The organism is Bilifractor sp. LCP21S3_A7, assembly GCF_052118825.1.
Lineage (GTDB): Bacteria > Bacillota > Clostridia > Lachnospirales > Lachnospiraceae > Bilifractor.
In genome coordinates this window covers 125,826-147,226 of sequence record NZ_JBQKGL010000009.1, presented here as the reverse complement: position 1 = coordinate 147,226, position 21,401 = coordinate 125,826, and the positions used below count along the sequence as shown (strand labels likewise).

17 protein-coding genes are annotated in these 21,401 nt (G+C 49.4%); 3 read left to right on the top strand and 14 right to left on the bottom strand.

Translation table 11 applies throughout. The features are described from left to right. Positions 1–333: 333 nt before the first annotated feature. The 6 genes from ACTQ1O_RS09860 to ACTQ1O_RS09835 all read right to left on the bottom strand — a co-directional run bounded on the left by ACTQ1O_RS09860 (position 334) and on the right by ACTQ1O_RS09835 (position 8,208). Positions 334–1,539 (bottom strand): NlpC/P60 family protein, encoded by a 1,206-nt coding sequence (locus tag ACTQ1O_RS09860; protein WP_441487117.1) that lies wholly within the window; start codon positions 1,537–1,539, stop codon positions 334–336. A 64-nt stretch (positions 1,540–1,603) separates the two neighbouring features. Next, complete coding sequence (locus tag ACTQ1O_RS09855) at positions 1,604–2,950, bottom strand: methyl-accepting chemotaxis protein (RefSeq protein WP_441487116.1); 1,347 nt, start codon at positions 2,948–2,950, stop codon at positions 1,604–1,606. 87 nt (positions 2,951–3,037) lie between these two features. After that, the gene (locus ACTQ1O_RS09850) at positions 3,038–5,323 is read right to left on the bottom strand and encodes an EAL domain-containing protein (RefSeq protein ID WP_441487115.1); all 2,286 of its coding nucleotides are present in this window, start codon (positions 5,321–5,323) and stop codon (positions 3,038–3,040) included. A gap of 189 nt (positions 5,324–5,512) precedes the next feature. Beyond that, complete coding sequence (truA, locus tag ACTQ1O_RS09845; protein ID WP_441487114.1) at positions 5,513–6,271, bottom strand: tRNA pseudouridine(38-40) synthase TruA; 759 nt, start codon at positions 6,269–6,271, stop codon at positions 5,513–5,515. An 87-nt stretch (positions 6,272–6,358) separates the two neighbouring features. Then, positions 6,359–7,129 (bottom strand): MBL fold metallo-hydrolase, encoded by a 771-nt coding sequence (locus tag ACTQ1O_RS09840; protein WP_441487113.1) that lies wholly within the window; start codon positions 7,127–7,129, stop codon positions 6,359–6,361. 287 nt (positions 7,130–7,416) lie between these two features. Further along, a complete protein-coding gene (locus ACTQ1O_RS09835; protein ID WP_441487112.1) occupies positions 7,417–8,208 on the bottom strand; it encodes a helix-turn-helix transcriptional regulator in 792 nt (263 codons plus the stop codon). 389 nt (positions 8,209–8,597) lie between these two features. On the opposite strand from ACTQ1O_RS09835, the gene ACTQ1O_RS09830 reads away from it, so the two are divergent. Then, complete coding sequence (locus ACTQ1O_RS09830; protein WP_441487111.1) at positions 8,598–9,365, top strand: tRNA threonylcarbamoyladenosine dehydratase; 768 nt, start codon at positions 8,598–8,600, stop codon at positions 9,363–9,365. Positions 9,366–9,510: 145 nt separating this feature from the next. Here the strand turns inward: ACTQ1O_RS09830 and pap are convergent, their stop codons facing one another. Both pap and ACTQ1O_RS09820 read right to left on the bottom strand, forming a co-directional pair. After that, the gene (pap, locus tag ACTQ1O_RS09825; protein WP_441487110.1) at positions 9,511–10,989 is read right to left on the bottom strand and encodes a polyphosphate:AMP phosphotransferase; all 1,479 of its coding nucleotides are present in this window, start codon (positions 10,987–10,989) and stop codon (positions 9,511–9,513) included. A gap of 285 nt (positions 10,990–11,274) precedes the next feature. Next, a complete protein-coding gene (locus ACTQ1O_RS09820) occupies positions 11,275–12,741 on the bottom strand; it encodes a radical SAM protein (RefSeq protein ID WP_441487109.1) in 1,467 nt (488 codons plus the stop codon). Positions 12,742–13,269: 528 nt separating this feature from the next. Between ACTQ1O_RS09820 and asnB the strand changes: the two genes are divergently transcribed. Beyond that, a complete protein-coding gene (gene asnB, locus ACTQ1O_RS09815; RefSeq protein WP_441487108.1) occupies positions 13,270–15,192 on the top strand; it encodes an asparagine synthase (glutamine-hydrolyzing) in 1,923 nt (640 codons plus the stop codon). 306 nt (positions 15,193–15,498) lie between these two features. On the opposite strand, the gene ACTQ1O_RS09810 is transcribed toward asnB, so the two are convergent. The 6 genes from ACTQ1O_RS09810 to ACTQ1O_RS09785 form a co-directional block, all read right to left on the bottom strand. Further along, positions 15,499–15,771, bottom strand: coding sequence for a FeoB-associated Cys-rich membrane protein (locus tag ACTQ1O_RS09810; protein ID WP_441487107.1), 273 nt, complete (start codon positions 15,769–15,771; stop codon positions 15,499–15,501). A gap of 222 nt (positions 15,772–15,993) precedes the next feature. Next, a complete protein-coding gene (gene feoB / locus ACTQ1O_RS09805) occupies positions 15,994–18,138 on the bottom strand; it encodes a ferrous iron transport protein B (RefSeq protein ID WP_441487106.1) in 2,145 nt (714 codons plus the stop codon). Positions 18,139–18,337: 199 nt separating this feature from the next. After that, on the bottom strand, positions 18,338–18,559 hold the full coding sequence (locus tag ACTQ1O_RS09800) for a FeoA family protein (RefSeq protein ID WP_441487105.1): 222 nt from the start codon (positions 18,557–18,559) through the stop codon (positions 18,338–18,340). Between the two features lie 46 nt (positions 18,560–18,605). Further along, a complete protein-coding gene (locus tag ACTQ1O_RS09795; protein ID WP_441487104.1) occupies positions 18,606–18,827 on the bottom strand; it encodes a FeoA family protein in 222 nt (73 codons plus the stop codon). A 419-nt stretch (positions 18,828–19,246) separates the two neighbouring features. Then, positions 19,247–20,008, bottom strand: a complete 762-nt coding sequence (locus ACTQ1O_RS09790) for an ATP-binding protein (RefSeq protein WP_441487103.1) — start codon at positions 20,006–20,008, stop codon at positions 19,247–19,249. After that, on the bottom strand, positions 20,005–20,274 hold the full coding sequence (locus ACTQ1O_RS09785; RefSeq protein ID WP_441487102.1) for a hypothetical protein: 270 nt from the start codon (positions 20,272–20,274) through the stop codon (positions 20,005–20,007). The genes ACTQ1O_RS09790 and ACTQ1O_RS09785 overlap by 4 nt, the downstream gene beginning before the upstream one ends. A gap of 716 nt (positions 20,275–20,990) precedes the next feature. On the opposite strand from ACTQ1O_RS09785, the gene ACTQ1O_RS09780 reads away from it, so the two are divergent. Then, the gene (locus ACTQ1O_RS09780; RefSeq protein WP_441487101.1) at positions 20,991–21,389 is read left to right on the top strand and encodes a metal-dependent transcriptional regulator; all 399 of its coding nucleotides are present in this window, start codon (positions 20,991–20,993) and stop codon (positions 21,387–21,389) included. The last annotated feature ends 12 nt before the right edge of the window (positions 21,390–21,401 follow it).

The following is a 21,401-nucleotide window of genomic DNA, read 5'->3' as shown; positions in this document are numbered from 1 at the left end:
GCGTGTGTAAGAGACTGTATGCGATTTCGAAGGCAACAGGTATGAGGATGAAGCGCGAACGCGCGAAATCCGAATACCTGTAGGATTGCGGGAGTGCGAAGCACGGAGCAATCCGAAGCTTATATAGTGTGTGGCACGACTTATCATATGGCCGTTTACTGTATAAGTCCAGTCGCAATGTTCTTGCTCACCAGTGAGCAAGAACATTAGCGACGACAACAGGTATGAGCATGGAGCGGTGCGAAGCAACGCGGGAATGCTCATACCTGTTAGCGGCACGGAAGCTGCGAAGCAGCGAAGTGACGCGGGGACTTATACAGTATGTGGCACGGCTTACAAAAAGCGGCGGATGGTTACGATCGGCATGAAGGCAGGATTATCTGACACAATAATCCCATCGGTCGAATTGGCGGCATGAACAATTCGATTATCTCCAATATAAATAGCCGTGTGGGAGCCGTAATTGATTACATCTCCGGGCTGCATCTCAGCATAAGATACCTCCCGCCCTTCATTTGCCTGTGTATAGGTGGTTCTCGTCAGCGTGATGCCAAAATGTGCAAAAACCTGCTGGACAAACCCCGAACAGTCAATTCCCTTTGTCAGCGAATTGCCTCCCCATACATATGGATTTCCGACAAATTGCAGTGCGTACCGCACAATGTCTTCGCCCGATGTTCTTCCGTCCGGCAAAATATTCTCCGCCTGATCTTCGTCACCGGAAGCCCTGCTGTAATCGTCACTGATCTCCCCGGATTCAGATCCATATGAAATTTCATCCATACCGGATAAACCGGTTTCTGTATCCGGATCAGGCGTTTCCGAAGATTTCTGATCTGAACCGGCCTCCGTGCCGCTCTCCTTAGATTCCTGATCTGAACCGGCCTCCGTGCCGCTCTCCTTATCAAGATCATTTATTTCTTCCTGCACCGTTTGAACCTGCGTGATACAGTCATTTTCCTGCTCCGTAAGAGCCAGATATTTCTCGGCCTTTTCCTTTAATTCCGTATTCGGGACATTCTCTCCGACCTCTTCCGAAACATCTGCGCCTGCAGCCTTTTCTTCTCCGTCCAGGCTTTCAGAAACTGCAGACTGCTCCATCTTCAGCACCGATATTTCATTTTTCAATGAATAATCCTGAAGCCTCAGCTGCATGTACATTTCTGTTGCCTTCCGGTAATCCTCCATACTAACTACATTTCCGGTGTTTTTCAGCATTCTGTCATGCGTTTTCTCTTTTTCTTTCCTTGCATCAAGGATTCTATTCCTGAGCTCATCCCGCTCCTTCTGCCTGTCGGATATCGCCGTTTCTCCGGATGCATACGCTGCCATCCCGATAATTCTTCTCTGATCGGTTTCGGATAATCCACGAATCACTTCTTCTCTTTCATCGTTGATCTTCTGAATCTGCTCCAGCAGATCCTGCCTCCTTGTCAGCAGCTCCTGCTCATCCGCCAGTGCGCAGTCTGCGCTTCCGGCGATCAGAACTCCTGCCGTAAGAACGGCAGCCAGTATACCCGGAATTTTTCTTTTCATCATTGATGTCTCATCCTTTTTCCCGGAATCCGGATCTCTCCTCCGTCCGTACGTCCGCAGCGGTTTCTCAGATGCTGAAGCTCTGTACCATTTTCTTCAGATCCGTCGCACGTCCGTTGAGCTCACGGCTTGCAACGGAGCTGTTCTCCGCTGTATTGCTGTTCTGCTCGACAACCTGGGAAATCTGCTCCAGCCCCGTCGTGACTTCACTGATTCGCCCTGCCTCCTGCTTCATCTCTGCAGCAATATTCTGAACAAGCTCCCTGCTCTTTGCCGCGCTCTCCATTACCTCTTTCAGCGAAGACGCAGATGCAGACGCAATCTCAGATCCGTTGTGCACGGCTGCAATTGTGCTTTCGATCAGCGCGGAGGTCTCACGCGCTGCGGAGGCTGATTTTCCCGCAAGATTTCTCACTTCATCAGCTACGACCGCAAAGCCCTTTCCGGCAGCTCCTGCACGGGCAGCCTCTACTGCAGCATTGAGAGCCAGAATATTTGTCTGGAACGCGATGTCATCAATTGCCTTGATGATATTCTCAATCTGATTCGACTTCCCTTCAATCTCTGTCATCGCCTTCAGCATCTCGGCCATCTGCTTGTCCTGCTCGCTGATTTTCTCAGTTACCTGGTCTGTGAATTTTTCTACATGCACAGCATTTCCCGCGCTGCTCTGAATCTGCTCATCCAGCTTCTTGACCGTGGAGAAAAGATCTCTGATTGTGGCCGACTGCTCCGTAGAGCCCTGACTGAGCGCCAGCGAACCATCCGCGATATGTTCGGAACCTTCCTGCACCTTGAGAGCGACCTGATTCATCTGCTTAAACACCGCATCCAGGTTCTCATGAATCATTACAAAGGATTCTGCAATCGCCCGGAACTCACCGACAAAAATATCAGGATCAGAAACTGTTACAGAAAAATCACCTTCGCTCATACTTGAAAGAATCCTTTTTGTCTCCAGAATAATCTGCTCGGTAGACTTCGCCATATCCTGATAATCCCGGACCGCCGCTCCAAGTTCGTCATCCCCGAGAGTGTCGCTGTCCGCCTGATAATCGAACCTGCCCTGCCGCATAATTCCAATTGCCGTATTCAGTTTTCTGATACCGTTATCAATGTACTTTGCGAGCCATCCAAAAACCACTACGCCGACCAGAACAACGATCACAAATACGACAGCCATCCCGATCAGTACATTTTTCCTGACAAGTGCTGTTGAATCCATATACCCGCTAAGTTCAGCCGCCTTAATAACTCCCGATGAGTACAGGCCATTTACATATGTGGTTCCGACCTTCATCATTCGGAAAAAAGAGTAATACGCAAGCGCCATAATGACGCAGACTACGGTGATAAGCATACAGAATACGAAAATAAACTTTCCCTTGATCGACCAGTTTTTCATTTTATTCATCCTCTCCTACTCTTGTCACATAAATGCAGCCCAACCGTTCCAGCGACACCACATTGATTTTCTCGAACCATCTTCTGCCTCATTTTTCTAAGGATTGCGCCCTGCCTCCTGCGTTCGCTTAGCTCTGGAAAGCTCCTGAAGCTTTTTCATGGATACCGGCTTAAAGCAGCCGATGGAAAGGCCGGTGTAATTATCCACCTGTTCAACACCGGTTTTCCGGATTCCGATCAGAATCTGATTGCCGGCCTGCTGCCTCAGTATTCTCAAAACCACTGCTTTCCATTGGTATCTTCCGGAATCATCCGTAAAACGGAAATAGTCCTCAAGCACTTCTCTCTCAGAATTCCTGACCCTGTTCAGGATCCCATCGCGCCTCACATAACATAAAAACCGCTCCCTGTCCTCCGGGAATATCCACTGCTTCTTCAGGTGTTCCCGAAAAGAAGCTGTATCACTGCAAAATGCCCGATTTTCCCAGCAGTCAACATCAGCATAAAGCAGATCATCCTGTTCCGGTGTCTCTCCCATCACATATAGCGCGTCAAACATTCCATACAGCGCGCGTAGCATTTTCTCAGTTCTAATCTGTTTTCCTTTCGATAAGGAATATACGGAGGAGAGATTTCTTATCGTTACCACATATGCGCTCCGCTCACCATACATAGATATCAGCCGGCCCCGAACCCTGCAATAGGAGCCGCCGGCCATAAAGCAGACATCATGCATTTCCCGGTCCCGGCGCATCTCTGCCATAAAATCCTGAACCCTCCGGTACAGCAGTCCCGCTTCATCATTCATCTCGAATTCAGCGGACCTCGGAGAATGTCCCTCAATGCTCTTCAGCTCGCACCGAAACGGCCTGTTGGTAAGAAGGAACCTCCCCCGGCTCCCGTTTTTCTCCCAGATTGCTATCGGCGCAATGTGATCCGTATCCGACAGATCCTCCAGCCAGTCCTGCCTCTCTCCGCTAAAAACGCGTTCCAGAGGATGAACACTCAGCAGGTTGATCTGACCGAGATCATCATAATACCCACGCATGCCATTTTCTTCATACCTGAAATTCCGGGCAGTCAGATCCTCACGGACTTCTTCCGGCGGCAGAGGCTTTCCAATCAGATACCCCTGTATCTTTTCGCACCCTATGGACCTCAGAAAAGCAAGCTGTTCATTTGACTCGACCCCTTCCGCAAGCGTACGGATACCGACGTCTTTCGCCATATCGATGATTGATGAGATGATTCTCTTGCTCTTATCGCTGAAATTGCGCAGGAAAAGCATATCGATTTTTATCACATCGAAATCATAATCCTTCAGCACGTTCAGCGACGAATACCCGGAACCGAAGTCATCCATCCATACCTCGTATCCCGCATCGTGGAATAACCGAAGTTTCTCCTGTATAAATTCCGGATTCCGGTTAAAAACAGACTCCGTAATTTCCACATGAATCATATTCTTGGGCACATGATGACTTGTTACCGCATCGTCCACAATCCGGAAAATATCACAGAGCTCAAAGTCAAGCCTGGAGAGGTTAAAAGAAACCGGTACCATTTTCTCCCCTCGTTTCTGTTCCTCTTCAAACTCGGCACAGACCTGACGAATCATAAACACATCCAGCATGTGGATAAGCTGATATTCCTCCAATGTACTGATCAGAATATCCGGACGTATCAAACCGTATCGTTCGTCCTCCCACCGCACAAGGGCTTCCATACCGCACACTTCGCCGGTCAGCGTGCGCACCACCGGCTGGTAATATGCGCGTATGCATTTTTCGCGCATCGCACGATCCAGATTCTCCACTATGTACCGCTGTTTTCTGATTGCATCCGAGAGTTCCTGATCATAATACCGGAAGAGAACTCCGTACTTCTTCCGAATGCTGTCCGCCGCGATCTTGGCTGAATCACAGGAAGCAGCCACATCAATATGTTCTATATCGATCCGGCAGATTCCCGCCTTTAAAACAAGTCCTTCAGAAGGACACCTTTCCGCAAATATTCTATTGATCTTCCGAATGCCTCTCTCAGCCTCAGAAGCATAACACATTACAATAAAACGATCACTGTATGCCCTGCAAATCAGTCTTTCCGAATACACCTTCGCAATGACATTGACCAATTCCAAAAGGATCTCTGTGCCGCGATCATATCCGTTTCTCGCATTGAAAGCTTTAAAATCCTCTATATTCAGATATATAAGGTCTATGTCATCTTTTCTCCTGAGCAGTTTCAGGAACTCGGGAACGAATTGATAAAAGCCGCGCAGGCTCAATGCTCCGGTCAGCGGATCCGTTTCCTGTTTGATATATTCAATCATATGATCGGACAACTGTTTCGTTTTCTTCAGGCTAGCCAGATTATCTACCATATGGATTGCAGCATTTCCTCCCTGCCTGTTTCAAAAGCAATGTCGACAGTTACAATTTGCTATCGGCGGAAAAGAATATAAATATAAGCCTGATGAAAGATTTGCCTGTTTTCCCGCATATTGTCATCACAAATGCCGGACCTGATGTACGCGATCCCCGATTTCCGATCTTACAGTTTCATGATCACTTCAGTACTGCACCTCCATCATGCAAAGCCCCTGCGCGGGCGCTGTCGGCCCCGCGAGCTTCCGGTCCCTTGCCTCCAGAAGCTCCCGCATGCTTCCGGCGGATCTTTTTCCGTACCCGACCTCGAGAAGGGTTCCCGTCATGATCCGGACCATGTTCTGGAGAAAACCGTTCCCATGGTACACAAAGCGGAGATACGGTCCTCTCTGCCGGATCTCGATCGAATCCACCACGCGCACGGTGGATTTCTTCATATGAGAATTGCCGCAGAAGCTTCTGAAGTCATGCATCCCCGAAAGGAGATCCGCTGCCTCTCTCATCCGCTCCAGATCCGGCATTCTGTCCAGAACAGTCACATACCTTCTGTCGAAAACCGGCTTCGCGCCCCGCGGGTCGTACCAGCATGTGTAACAGTAGGTCTTTCCGATGGCCTTGAACCTGCTGTGAAAGCGGTCTGCGCAGATTTTCAGTTCATTGACACTGATATCTTCCGGCAGATAACGGTTCATGTATTCCTGAATCTCCTGCTCCGTCATATCCGTATCCAGCAGCACATTTGCCGTCATCGCTCTCGCATGCACGCCCGCATCTGTCCGGCCGGCGCCGATCACTGTCACCGGTTTATCTGCCGGAGCCCCGACCATTCTCGAAAGAACCGTTTCCAGCTTCCCCTGTATCGTCATTTCCTGATTGGGCTGATGCTCCCATCCGTAATAGCGGGTGCCGTCATAGCTGACCAGCATCTTGTAATTTTTCTTCATATTTTTCATCCGTCAATCTGCAAGCATGATGAAGCGCGGATAGTCCGGCATATCTTTCTGCCGGGACACCCGCGCAAAACCAAATGATCAGGAGAACTCGACCACGTCGCCGTTCTCCGGTATAATCAGCTGATCCAGGAAACCCCTCTGCATCGCATACGCACGCAGGGCCTCCCTCGTCAGCTCCTGATTTTCAAAGGTCTCCATGTGAACACACACTATCTTTGCATAAGGGGCCGCACTCTGAATCTTCTCAAGATCCTCTGTTCCCATGGTAATGTGCATTCCCTCCCCGCGTGCATGCCCAAGATAGGCAACGATCACATCCGGGTGATAGCCAATGCCATCACGGACGCCCCTGCACCACACGGTATCGCCGGTGATGTACACCGTCTTTTCACCCTCCTTACGGAGTACAATACCGCTTGAATTCTGCATGGTATTCAGCACATGCTGAATCTTTCCGTCGCCATGTCTTCCCGCCACACGAATGATGTCCACGTCCTCATAGTGTGTGCTGAGCGTCATGTTGATGGTCTGTGTCTTGCTCATTCCGTAATTTCTCACCAGATCCTTATCGTTCAGATTCTGTGTGAAGAAAGGCATATCCTTCGGAATACAGTCCGCGGCCTCCTGATCAATATGTCCAGGATGGGCGTGCGTCAGCAGAACCGCCTCCACGCCCTTCATAATTTCCTCCGGTGCCTCCGGAAGATCTGTCAGCGGCGGTTTTTCCGGGTAATGCGTCGTCTTCAGCTGATGGGTGACCCCATGTGCCCGGAACATCGGATCGACCAGGAATACCTTCCCTCCATATTCCAGCTTCATTGTGCAGTTTCTGTAAAAATGAATTCTCATCGCCAGTCTCCAATTGCTTATCGCATCCAGAATCACGCACACTTCGCGTGCGACGAACTCTATCTGCGTTTTCGAAAAGCTTATACAACAACATGTGGATTTGTGTTATTAGTTGATTGCTTTACTCACAATTCTAACACAAATCCACATCAATGTGTACCGAAATATTCATTTTTCCGTCACACCCTTGCCGTCGCACGTCCTCTGTCTCTTAGCGATGATTGCCGTCGCACGTCCGCTATCTCTTAGCGATGATGCTCCTCTCGGCGCAGCTGTCCATGCTGTCGTCAGCTTGCCTGTCCCATTCCCAGCCCCTGGGCTCCATCATGTGCAAACCGGAGAAGCTCCCATCTCGAGGAAATATTCAGTTTGCGGTATATATTCTGAAAATGCTTCTGGAGCGTATGTTCTTTGATTCCGAGCTCGTCGCAGATCTCGAGATTGGATTTTGTGAGGAAGATCAGTGTCAGAATCTCCGTCTCCTTCGGCGTCATATGAACCTTCTTCGTGATTGTCTCCACCGCGCCGCTCACAGAAGCCGCCGTATCCCTCTCTCTGCAGTGCTTGTAGAAAATCGTATTCAGGTGCTTGCTCAGTGCCTTCAGCAGATACACATCCTCATCCGCAAATGCTCCCGCCGCTCTGGTACGGAAGAGGGTGAGAACGGCCAGAAGATCATTGCCGCTCGCAATGGAAAGCTGAAGTGTATCATAGATGTCAAATCTCCGATAACACTCCTGATACACTTTTGAATGAAGACGCTCCGCCTCCGGCATCAGGCTGCTCTCACGCACCGATACGGTTTCCCTTGAGATATTCAGTCTGCGGTTCATTGCCTCCGGATATTTCTCCATGTAGGTTTTCTCCGCCTCCATGAACTCACTTGGTTTACAGAAAAACTCGGATACCTTCAGGCTTCCTCCTTTTCTGCTGTAATTTGGATCCATCAACAGAATGCTGGAATACTGATGCGGAATAAGCTCCTCAAGATGACAGAGCAGCTTTCCCTTAAGATCCTCAAAATCAATGGCAGTATACAGAGAATATAAAAGGTTGTCGTAAGCGAGAAAATTATCCATTATTTATACCTCCTGAAGACGGCTTCCGGTTCATTTACATTCTAAAGATGAATTTAAACAAAAAAAGAGGCACTTCCTTCTACAGGAAATGCCTCTTTGCATTTGATGTACTCATTTTAGCAGACTTCTCACAAAAAATCCAGTACTATTTTTTATTTTATACTTATTTTTCAGCATGTCCTTGTGCTTCACACTTAACGGATAAGGCGAAGAAAGTTCTGCCTTTGCCTGCGCGTCACCGATTATCAGAAATTTGTAAATTGTTGATATTCCCTCACGATTATTATAAGATATGTCAATGAAGCAACAACGAAATATTTTTAGAACGGATTACGTAATGCAATCTGCGTCTGATATATTTAAGAAAGAATCAGAAAAGGTGAACCATTATGCTGAATCAGTTTTCGCGAACCCAGCTTCTTCTGGGCGAGGACGGAATAAAAAAATTACAGGACTCCCGGGTCATTGTGTTCGGAATCGGAGGAGTCGGCGGATATGTCGTAGAAGGTCTTGTCCGTGCGGGACTTGGCGCCGTTGATCTCGTAGACGACGATAAGGTCTGTCTCACAAATGTAAACCGCCAGCTTGTCGCCACCAGGCGGACCGTTGGAAAGTACAAGGTAGATGTGACAAAGGAAAGGATCCTCGATATCAATCCACATGTGAATGTCACCCTTCACAAGTGCTTCTATCTTCCGGAGACCGCGGACCAGTTTGATTTCTCCCAGTACGATTATGTCGTAGACTGCGTAGATACCGTCACCGCTAAGGTAGAAATCATCATGCAGGCAAAAAAAGCCGGCGTACCCGTGATCAGCTGCATGGGAGCAGGCAATAAGCTTGATCCCTCGAAGCTGCAGGTCGCCGACATCTACAAGACCACCATGGATCCTCTGGCGAAGGTGATGCGCCACGAGATGCGCAAGCGCCGTGTGAAAAAGCTCAAGGTAGTCTTTTCCACGGAAAAACCGACGCGTCCTCTCGAAGACATGTCCATCAGCTGCCGCACAAACTGCATCTGTCCTCCCGGAACTGCCCGCAAATGTACGGATCGCAGGGATATTCCGGGCAGTTCTCCGTTTGTTCCCCCGGCTGCCGGCCTTCTGATCGCCAGTGAGATCTGCCGTGACCTCACCGGCGTCCAGCCCGCAAAGTAATTCCGGACCGCCTGCGGGAACTAAACTGCCATACGATACATTGTGCCGCAACCCGTGCCGGGCAGCCGGTGAATAGCTCTTGCTGTTCCCCGGTTCTGCAAGTCCGGCATGCGTTACAGCGCGTGCCGGGCAGCCGGTCATGAGGTTATTTCTCCCCGCAGGCCTCCCGGATTCGCTTAATCACAATCTGGAGTGCCTTGATACGGGCATATTTCTTATCATCAGATTCCAGAATGTACCAGGGTGCAAACGTCGTGCTCGTCTTCCGGATCATTTCATTGACCGCTCCTTCATACAGATCCCATTTGTCGCGGTTTCTCCAGTCCTCATCTGTGATCTTCCATTGCTTCTCCGGCGTGTTCTGCCGTTCCGTAAACCGCTCGAGCTGAGTCTCCTTGTCAATCTGCACCCAGAACTTGATCACAACCGCTCCCCAGTCCGTCAGTTCCTTTTCAAACTCATTAATCTCATTATAGGCCCGCTGCCAGTCGTTCTCAGAGCAGAAGCCCTCGAGCCGCTCCACCATGACTCTTCCATACCAGGTCCGGTCAAAAATCGCGATGTGGCCGGTCTTCGGAAGTCTCGTCCAGAATCGCCACAGAAAATGTCTCGCCTTCTCGTGAGGCTCCGGGCTTGCGATCGGATGCACCTCATATCCCCGCGGATCGAGTGCGCCCGCAACCCTCTTGATGTTGCCGCCCTTTCCTGCCGCGTCCCAGCCCTCATAGGCGATGATCACCGGTATCTTCTTCCGGTAAAGCTCGTAATGCAGATGGTTCAGTTCCTTCTGAAGTCTGCCGAGTTCCTCCCGATATGTCTCCTCAGACATTGTCTTGTCTTTCAGGGAGATATCCGCGAGCTTAGGCATCTGCTTCAGCGGGAAGGGATTCTGCAGAATCGGAGCCGCCAGCGCCTGATTTTTCAATGCCGTGTCAATGCCCTGATTCAGGAACCGCAGAACCTGAAGCTCCGCCCATTTCTTGTCCTCCGCGTCGATGATATACCAGGGCGCGACAGAACGGTTGGTATCCTCCAGAAAGCGGTCGTACACCTCCAGGCATTTCCCGTAATTTCTGTTCTCCTTGCGGTCCTCACCGTTTACCCGCCACCGCGTATTCTTGTCCGCCGCGAGTGCCTCCAGCCGCTTCTTCTGCTCCTTCCTGTCGATCTGGAAAAAAAACTTCAGAATCAGATATCCATTGTCGTGAAGCGACCGCTCCGTCGTGTTGATGCTGTGAATTCTCTGCTTGTACTCCTCTTCGCTCATTTCTCCGGACATCACCCCGTTTGCGACTTCCTCCAGCCAATAGGTATCAAAAAATGTAAACTTTCCCGCCTCCGGGATCTCGAGCAGATACCGGTTGAGAAACGGATACCGCTTCTCATCGGCAGTCGGCGCCGCAAAATTTTTTACCTTGAAGAACCGGGGATCAATGTTCCGGATCACCTTGCCAATCACGCTCCCTTTTCCGGCGGCACCCCATCCCTCAAAAATCACCATAACCGGAAGCTTTGCCTCCTTGATCTTCAGCTGATAACCGGCAAGCTGCTCCCGCGCCGTCTTAAGTTCCTCTTTGATCTCATCCCTCTCAGGCGGGACCGCCTTCACAAAATCTTTTAACATACTACGCCCTCCTTTTTTTTCTGTATATATCATGATTTTATCACTTTTTCACGAACATTTCACCTCGCAATGCTTATACAATAAACCACCATGCGATAAGTCGTGCCACAGATTGTATAAGCTACGGATTGCTCCGTGCTTCGCACTCCCGCAATCCTTATACGTCAAAAGGGGCTGCCCTGCGAATTTCTTCGCAGGGCAGCCCCGGATTCGTTCATTTTATAAAATTTAATGTATCTGACTGACAGTTAAACTGCCGGAGAGATTCCAGACGGACAGGATCCGTTATTCGTTGGCAGCATGCTCAAATGCCGCAAGCTCCGGATGCTCTCTCTTTTCCTTTGTATAGTTCTCGTAGGTCGGCCTCTTGTGTTTCTCACTCGCCCAAATGCGGTCTGCAACCGGTGCCCAGTTCTTTGCGTAATCATCGCACTTCTCACAGAGCTCCTCTGCGGATTCCGGTGCCTCCTCGTTGGTCTGGTGTGCTCCCGTCTCCTTCACCATCTCACGAAGCAGTTTCGGATTCTCAAGCATCGGGCAGGGACGAAGATGGTTGCGGTTGAACGGCTGTCCCTCGTGATATGCCATGAACAGCGGGCTCTGAAGCATCTCCAGAATGGAGTTGTCATGAATGTTCGTATTGGAGTAGTGGATAAATACGCAGGGCTCTGCGTCTCCGCTTGCATTAATATGGAAGTAGTTTCTTCCGCCCGCGATACATCCGCCTACATACTCTCCGTCGTTCTGGAAATCCATCGGATAGAACTGAATCGGGCACTCTGCGGAACGGATGTAGCGGATTCTATTGATCATATACTCTCTCTGCTCCGGAGTCGGCAGAAGCGCCGGTACTGCGTTCTGACCGGTCGGCATATAGTGGAAGTAGAATCCGAACTTAGCGCCCTTCTCCTCCAGAAGATGGAAGAAATCATCGCTCGTAACTGCATCGATGTTTGCTTTAGTATAGCAGATCGATGTACCAAACAGGATTCCATACTCATGCAGAAGATCCATTGCCTTCATAACCGCCGCGTAATGGCCCTCGCCCCGTCTTGCGTCGTTCGTATCCGGTGTTCCCTCGATGGAAAGGAAGAAGGTCATATTGCCCAGACGTGCGATCTCCTTCACCAGATCCTCGTCAATCAGTGTAGAGTTGGAGAAGGCTGCGAAATAGCAGTCATGATGCTTCTCCATCAGCTTCAGGATATCTTTCTTGCGGACCATCGGTTCTCCGCCGGTCATCAGGTACAGGTATACGCCAAGCTCCTTGCCCTGTGTGATGATCTTGTCCATGTCCTCAAAGGACAGATTGTTCTTGTGGCCGTATGTACCGGACCAGCAGCCCTCACAGTGCATATTGCATGCGGAGGTCGGATCAAACAGAATCAGCCACGGAATATTGCAGTTATACTTCTCGCGGTTTGCACGGATTGTCTTCGTGCCGCGAAGGAATGCTTCATATCCAAGGTTCAGCAGTGTCATCTTGGCAAACTGCGGATTGGTCTCATCAATGATCTGGTCAATGAATTTCATCCACTTATTGTCCGGATCCTGAATTGCCTTCTTCACGGCTTCCACCTTTTCTTCAGAGAAAGCCTTATTTCCAAAAAACTTCTCCGCCCATCCCATGAAGGTCAGGTAGGTCTGTCTTTTATCTTTACTATTCTTTGCGCTCTTTAATAAACCATCGATTACAACTTCAACAGCCTTACGCTCTGCTGCATGCTTAACGTAACCAAGTGTAGATGCCATGATATTGTCTCCTCCTTATCATTTCTCTTGGATTATATTCTTCAAACTGTTTTCCGTCCATCGGACAAACTCACGTTTATGTCTCAAAATTCGCTCTGTTTTCCCACTTCAAAAAAAATGTTACCCTGTTTTTATCTGTTTTTCGATCATCCGGCGAAACCCATTCATGCAAAATCTGTCCATTATCCGTGACTGCGTATGAGACACAGGCCGGATCCTCTTCCATTTCTTCTGCATGATTTCGACTCCAATCTCTTCTTACATAAGTTTTACTATCCTGCTCCGATTCTTATGCCGTCTTATTCTTCTTCATTTTTTCATCGCGATTTCTTCCTCTTAATTTCACTGCCCTGCCCCGTGTCTTATGCTGTCTTATTCTTCTTTTTTATCTCGAATTCTTCTTATTAATTTTACTATCTTGCCCCTGTTCTTAAGCTGTCTTATAATAGATTGGTTCCCGGGGACACCCGCGCGGCACGTCTCCGTGGTGAAAGTCTGCTATAAGAGATAAAAGAAAGGAATAAATATATGTGTGGAATCTGCGGATTTACCGGAACTGATGTAGAGCAGAAACCAATTCTGACAAATATGATGAACCGGATGATACACCGGGGCCCGGATGGCGGAGGCCAGTATATCGGCCCGGATATTGCCATGGGGCACCGGCGTCTCTCCATCATCGATCTGACAGATGCCGGAACCCAGCCTATGTACAACGAAGACCGCACCCTCGTATGTACCTTTAACGGCGAAATCTACAATTACAAGGAACTGAAGAAGGAACTGCAGGCGAGCGGTCACATCTTTACCAGCAGCTCCGACACAGAGGTTCTCCTGCACGGCTATGAACAGTGGGGCGCCTCGATGCTCGACCGCCTCAGAGGCATGTTTGCTTTCGTCCTGTGGGACACTAAGAAGAAGGAAATGTTCGCCGCCAGAGATATGTTTGGCATTAAACCTCTTTATTATACAGAAATTAACGGAAACATTATCTACGCATCTGAGATCAAGAGTATACTGGAATACCCGCTCTATCAGAAGGAGGTTAATCTCAAGGCTCTGGAGCAGTATCTCTCCTTCGAATACTCCGTCCTCCCTGAAACTTTCTTCAAGGGTGTGTTCAAGCTGATGCCCGGACACTACATGGTCTGGAAAAACGGCAGCAAAACGATCACCCGCTACTTTGATCCGATGCTGACTCCATCGAAGGATCCCGTCGACCACGCGAAGCTGGTCGATCAGATCGACGAGACCATGCAGGATTCCATCCGCTATCATATGGTCAGCGACGTGGAAGTAGCCTCTCTTCTCTCGAGCGGCGTGGATTCCAGCTATGTGGCCTGCCATTTCCACGGATCCCGAACCTACACGGTCGGATTTGACTACGAAAAATACAACGAGATCCCCTATGCGCAGGAGCTTTCAAAAACGCTCGGAATCGAAAACCACAGCAAGGTGATTTCTACAGAGGAATACTGGAGAGAGCTTCCCAGAATTCAGTACTTCATGGACGAGCCTCTGGCGGATGCCTCTGCCTCCGCTCTCTATTTTGTGGACCGTGAGGCTGCAAAGGATGTCAAGGTCATCCTCTCCGGAGAGGGATCCGATGAGCTGTTCGGCGGATACACAATTTACCATGAGCCCATGTCCCTTGCCGGCTATCAGAAGCTCCCGAAGGCACTCCGCCGTGGGATTGCCGCCATAGCGGAAAAAATCCCCGGTCACCCAAAGGGGAAGAGCTTTGTCATCCGGGGTTCCAAGGATGTCGAGGAGCGATTCATCGGAAATGCCAACGTCTATGATATGAAGCTGAGAAACAAGGTTCTGAGATACCCGAGCACCGGTTCTGCGCCGTACACTCTCACAAAGCCCTACTACGACAAGGTGAAAAACCTCAAGGACACCGAGAAGATGCAGTATATTGACCTTAATTTCTGGCTGATCGGCGATATCCTGCTGAAGGCGGACAAAATGAGCATGGCCCATTCCATCGAGAGCCGTGTTCCCTTCCTCGACAGAGAGGTCTTTAATCTTGCGAAAAACATCCCGCTCTCCGAGAAGGTTACCGATGACAACACAAAAGTCTGCTTCCGTGAGGCTGCTCACCGCTACCTGTCGGACGCGCAGGCAAAGAAAAAGAAGCTCGGCTTCCCGGTTCCGATCCGCGTATGGCTGCGTCAGGACAAGTACTATAACATTGTAAAGAAAGAATTTACGAGCGACATCGCTGAAAAGTTCTTCCACACCGACGAACTCGTCAGGATTCTGGACGCCCATAAGGAGGGCAAAGAGGATTACGCGCGCCATATCTGGGTGGTATACATGTTCCTGCTCTGGTACAAGGAGTACTTCGTTGATGGTGAATGCAGCGTCTCCATCGAGGATGAGCTGGAATATGAGCGGATCCGCAAGAACAACAGAAACGCGACGATGAATAACATCGGCGCGTAAGACTGCAGCTGGACTTCTCCAGGCAAAAAGCATAACGAGATAAAACACGCTGCGCGAGTTTTATCTCGCTATCGCGACGCTCGCCGCACACGAATACTTCGCATTCGGCTGCGGCTCACTATTCGCGTGAAAAAGAGAGTGCCACTAAACAAGTGGCACTCTCTTTTTCGAATCAAACCGTCCTCAGACGGACAGTTTATTTTTTTACATCACAGCTGTTTAACGGATCATCCGTTCCTTCGCAATCTGGGGCCAGTACTGCCCGGCAGCAGCGGTATCCCTGTTCGCCGCCCTTCTGATCAAGGCTCAGCACTTCCGGACATCGGTCCTTGTCTCGTTCCAGATGTTCTCCAGCGCCTGGTCTCTAAAACTCCTGTCTTCCATATAGTTCGCGGCATGATCTCCTTCGCGGTTCTTTCTTCCGTGCTTTCTTCCACCGGAAGCCTTTATGCTGCAGCTTCCTCCGCAGGAGCAGCTGCTGCCGCATCCCTCACAGGAATCCGGATGCTTCAATGTATATCTGAGCGCAAAAACAACTGCAACGACAACAAGTGCAAGTATAAGAATTGTTCCTGCCATGGTCACACCTCCTGTTCACCTCATAGTTTAATGTCTTTAACCTTTATTGTCAATATCAAACTCAAAAGTTTACGGCACTTCATCAGACAAATATTCCGCAGACCCTCTGTCATCCTCTTCCGGCAGGAAGATACCAGATTCTGGCACTTTCCCGTCCCGTTTCAGACTGACAGCAGCGCTGCGGAACTTCTTTCACATATCAATCATTTAGCAATCAGCGCGTTATGCCATTGCCCGCTCTCCGGCATATTTCTTTGACGGTCTGCGGAACAGTGCCCAGATTACGAACGCTACGATCAGGATCGCTGCCACAGTCGCGGCCGTAAATACGCCGCCCGTCACCAGAAGTCCGATGTTGTAGACAATCAGAGAGAAGCAGTAGCCGACAGCCATCTGGAAGCCGAACGTGATCCAGCCCCATTTTCTGGTGCCCTGCTCACGGAACGCTGTTGCGATTGCCACGAGGCACGGAGCATCAAAGATATTGAACAGCATGAAGGAAAGTCCGGCAAGCTTGTTTCCGTTGAACATCGAGAAGATCGCATTCTGCACATCCACCTCGCCGTCGCTTGCCGCATGTGCCAGAAGCGCCAGTGTTGCCGGAGCCTGCTCCTTTGCCAGCTCTGCGGACACGGATGCGACAGCGGCTCTCCAGTTGCCAAAACCGAGCGGACGGAAGATCACAGCAATGCCCTCACCGATATATTTCAGGAAGGACTGCTCAACGTCCGCGGTGTAACCGGATCCGTTGAAGTTCATCAGGAACCACAGTGCCGCGCAGGCTATGAAGATAATCGTTCCGGCCTTGATCATGTACGCCTTTACTCTCTCCCACACATGGATCAGAACGCCTTTGATGGACGGCACGTGATATGCCGGGAGCTCCATAACGAAGGGCGCCGGATCTCCTGCGAAATAGCCGACCTTCTTCAGACAAATACCGGAAATTACAACAATTGCGATTCCAAGGAAATACATGGAAGTCGGAATCAGGGAATTTCCCGGGAAAAAGGTTGAGGACATGATCGCTACGATTTCCATCTTCGCGCCGCACGGAAGGAAGGTTGCGAGCATGATCGTCATCCGTCTGTCTTTCTCATTCTCGATGGTTCTGGAAGCCATGATTGCAGGTACGCCGCAACCGGTTCCGACAAGCATCGGAATGAAAGATTTTCCGGAAAGTCCGAATCTGCGGAAAATACGGTCCATGATAAAAGCAACACGAGCCATATATCCGGAGTCCTCCAGAATTGAAACAAAAAGGAACAGAACCGCCATCTGCGGAACAAATCCGAGAACCGTTCCGACACCTCCTATTATACCGTCAACGATCAGTCCCTGGAGCCATGGCGCGCAATTTGCTGCGGCCAGCGCAGCTGTAACGCCATTGTTGATCCAGGTTCCGAAAAGTACATCGTTGGTCCAGTCCGTCATAACGGTACCGATGGACCAGACATGGGATCCAACCGCAATATCATATACCAGCCACATGATTCCGATGAAAATCGGAATGGCTGCCCAACGGTTTGTTACAACGCGGTCGATTTTATCGGAAATTGTCAGTGCACCCTTCTGTCTTCCCTTAACAACAGACTTGGAAATGACATTCTGGATATAGGTGTATCTGGCGTTAGTGATTATGGATTCCGCATCGTCATCCTCGTCCGCCTCTGTTTTTGAGACAATCTTCTCAATTTCGTTCTTCACGGAATCACTCAGATTGATTTTCTCAATGGCCTTTTCGTCTCTCTCAAATAACTTTACCGCATACCACTCCAGGTTTGTATCATCAACTGTCCCGCGGATCAGTGCCTTGATAGACTCAAGCGCCTCCTGTACCTTACCGGTATAGATCTGAGGGATGACCGCTCTTTTTCCGGAACGGACGACTTCAAGACATTTTTCCGCTGCCTCTCTGCTTCCCTCGCCCTTAAGGGCACTCATTTCCACGACGTCACAGCCAAGCTCCGCCGAAAGCTTTTTCATGTTGATCTTGTCGCCGTTTTTTCTGACAAGATCCATCATATTCAGAGCGATTACAGACGGAATTCCAATCTCCAGAAGCTGTGTTGTCAGATACAGATTTCGCTCAATATTGGTAGCATCGATAATGTTCAGAATCGCATCCGGTTTTTCTTCAACAAGATAATTTCTGGATACCACTTCTTCAAGTGAATACGGAGAGAGCGAATAAATACCCGGAAGGTCCTGAATGATAACATCCCGGTTTCCTCTCAGCTTTCCTTCCTTCTTCTCAACGGTTACTCCCGGCCAGTTACCCACGTACTGCGTGCTTCCGGTCAGATCATTGAACAGCGTTGTCTTTCCGCAGTTCGGATTGCCTGCAAGCGCAATCTTGATTGCCATGTCCTTCCTCCTGTTACTCGTCTTGTTTTAATGTGTTGCTCTATGTTTTTTAATGTGTTGCTCTATATTTTCTCTGCTGCATTATATTTGTAATCCGTCACTCATATGAAATCCGTCACTTTTGGAAGAGTTGTGATTAACAAATGTAAGTCTGAACTAACTTTCTGCCCATAAAAAAACGCATCGTCCCCGACGGCAATCATGCCATCTCGAGAATATCTGCGTCTGCCTTCCGAAGAGAAAGTTCGTAGCCTCTTACGGTAATCTCTACCGGATCTCCCAGGGGTGCCACCTTCCGGACATAAACCTCGGTTCCCTTTGTGATCCCCATATCCATGATTCTTCTCTTTGTTTTTCCCTCGCCGTGTATCTTCACCACGGTTGAAGTCTCTCCGACTCCAATATCTCTCAGTGTCTTCATCTGTTCCTCCTGATGGTATTTCTGTTCTGACCGCCCGATTTGCCGCTCATGCTGCGGAAACCATGATCCGTGATGCCATTTCCCTGACAAGCGCAAGCGAAGAATCCTTGATCTTGATGATCAGATTCCCGCCGTGCGAAGAAATGACCTGAATCTCAGCGCCAACCACAAATCCCAGATCCTCCAGGTGTTTTTTTGTTTCAGCGGCACCGCTGACCTTTCGGACAATAACCCAGTCTCCCTCCGATGCAAACGTTAATGGAAGCATACCGATTCCTCCTTCCGCTGCTCACTTTGCTGTCATAATTGACATCGGGCCTGCTGGTGCATATGCCACATACGGGCAGGTCCTTCACAGCTGTATCTGCGCAAAAGATAGATAAGTCTTACTGTTGTTAGATATATTTTATCTCAGCAAGAACAGTCTAATTGTTTTTTGCACTATTGTCAAGGGCAAAATCCCAGTGCGGATACGTTCAGATACGGAAGGACAGAATTTCCCTGCGCAGATCCTGAAACGAGATAAAACACGCTGCGCGAGTTTTATCTCGCTATCGCGACGCTCGCCGCACACGAATACTTCGCATTCGGCTGCGGCTCACAGTTCGCGTAAATCCAAAATCCCCGCACAGATACAAAGCACTGCATCTGTGCGGGGATCTTGACCGAATCATTTCCCGAAAAAAATTAATCTTCAACAACTCTTCCGTCGATACCGATGGTTACAACATTCCATGGAAGGAATTTTCCGCTGTTTTTCAGCGCGTTCTCCGCCGCGTACTGCAGTCCTCCGCAGCACGGCACTTCCATCCGCACGATGGTGACACTCTTGATGTCATTCCGCTCAATGATTGCCTGAAGCTTGTCTGTGTAGTCCAGCGGGTCAAGCTTCGGACATCCTACGAGAACGACATGGTTTCTGATAAAATCCTCATGGAATCGCGCATAGGCATAAGCGGTGCAGTCAGCCGCGATCAGGAGCTTTGCTCCGCTGAAAAACGGGGCAACTACGGGAACCAGCCGAAGCTGAACCGGCCATGTCGTCAGCCGGCTGACTGGTTCCGCCGCGCGGCGGCTGTCCGTTCCCTCACTTCCGAAAGCTTCGGAAGGAATCGTTTTCCCTCCCTCTTCTCCTTCGTCCGACCCTTTATCCCGGTTGATCATCCGGAGTCTGCTTCCCGGACATCCGTGGAACTCTGTTTCTTCCTGTCTCATTTTCATTCTCTCCTTGACCGCTTCTCTGTCATACTCTTCTGCTTCTCTCTCAGTAATCGTGATCGCCCCTGCCGGACATTCCGGAAGGCAGTCCCCGAATCCATCGCAGTAGCTGTCGCTGATCAGGTGTGCTTTTCCGTTCACCATCTCAATTGCGCCTTCATGACACGCTTTCGCACAGAGACCGCAGCCGTTACATTTTTCTTCATCTATATGTACAATTTTCCGAATCATTTACTTTCCTCCGCCTCTCTTCTCTCCTTCTGCTTCTTCGCTACAGCCATAAGCTGCTCATAAGCCTCTTCACCAACGCACTGCTTTGCGTATGCACACCACTGCACACAGCTCAGCGCATCATTATACACGACAAACCCACAGTTCTCACACTTTACTTCCGTATCGGTGGAGAACATCTCAATCAGATGTCCACATTTCGGACATCTTTTCTCCGTGATTGTCGGCGTCTTATCTCTTCCCTGACATCCCATCATTACCGCCATCGCAATTACCTCCGTTCTCAACTCCGGCAGGTGGACTTTACGTGCACTGTGTGCTCACTGTCCTCTGCCTGAATGTGTAAACAATATATCATATATTTATGTTTTCTTCCGTATCATTTGTTACAGATGACCGCACTCAACGGATCACATGCGCACGAGCAGATACATGCATAAATCCGATAGGCTTTTTAATTTTATGCGATTCAAAAATCATGCCCGCTGCGAACTTGTGTTTAATATTTCTAACATAAATTAAAAAGCATCTTGAAATTATACAGGAACAATGATACTCTGTTTCGTATAAGCATTTACTGTATAAGCTCTTCGAAAACGCAGACAGGATCGTCGCACGCGAAGCGCGCGTAAGAGACTGTATGCGATTTCGAAGGCAACAGGTATGAGCACGAAGTGACGCGTAAGCGGCACGAAAGTGCGAATACCTGTTAGCGGCACGGAAGCTGCGAAGCAGCGAAGTGACGCGGGGACTTATACAGTGTGTGGCACGATTTATCTGGGCGTTTTCGACGACAACAGGTATGAGCACGAAGTGCGAATATACGCAAGCGGTGAGCCGCATCTGCTCACACATTACAAACTCTATTGATTTATATCAGATACGTTCTCATGACATTTTTTCGCAGACGACTAACGATTACGAATATACAATCATGACACGTTCTCCTATCATGGATTTACAGGAAAGCAGGTGAATAATTATGACTATACAGAAATCAGCGGAAGATTATCTTGAAGCAATGCTAATGATGAAGGAGCAGCATGGATATATCCGCTCCATTGACATTGCCGACCACCTCGGCGTAACCAAGCCCAGCGTCAGCTACGCGACCAAGCGTCTCCGTGAAAACGGTTTTATCACCATGGATCATTCCGGCTTCATCACCCTGACCGACAGCGGTATGGAGATTGCAGACCGTATCTACAGCCGCCACAAGATGCTCACCGACTTTTTTACCGCCATTGGCGTTTCTCCCGAAATCGCAAGAACTGACGCATGCAAGGTTGAACATGACATCAGTGAGGAAACCTTCAAGGCAATGTCCAGGTACAATGAAATTTTAAAGGAAGCACAGAAAAAGGAATCATCTGAAGCCTGAGGCAAGAACGTT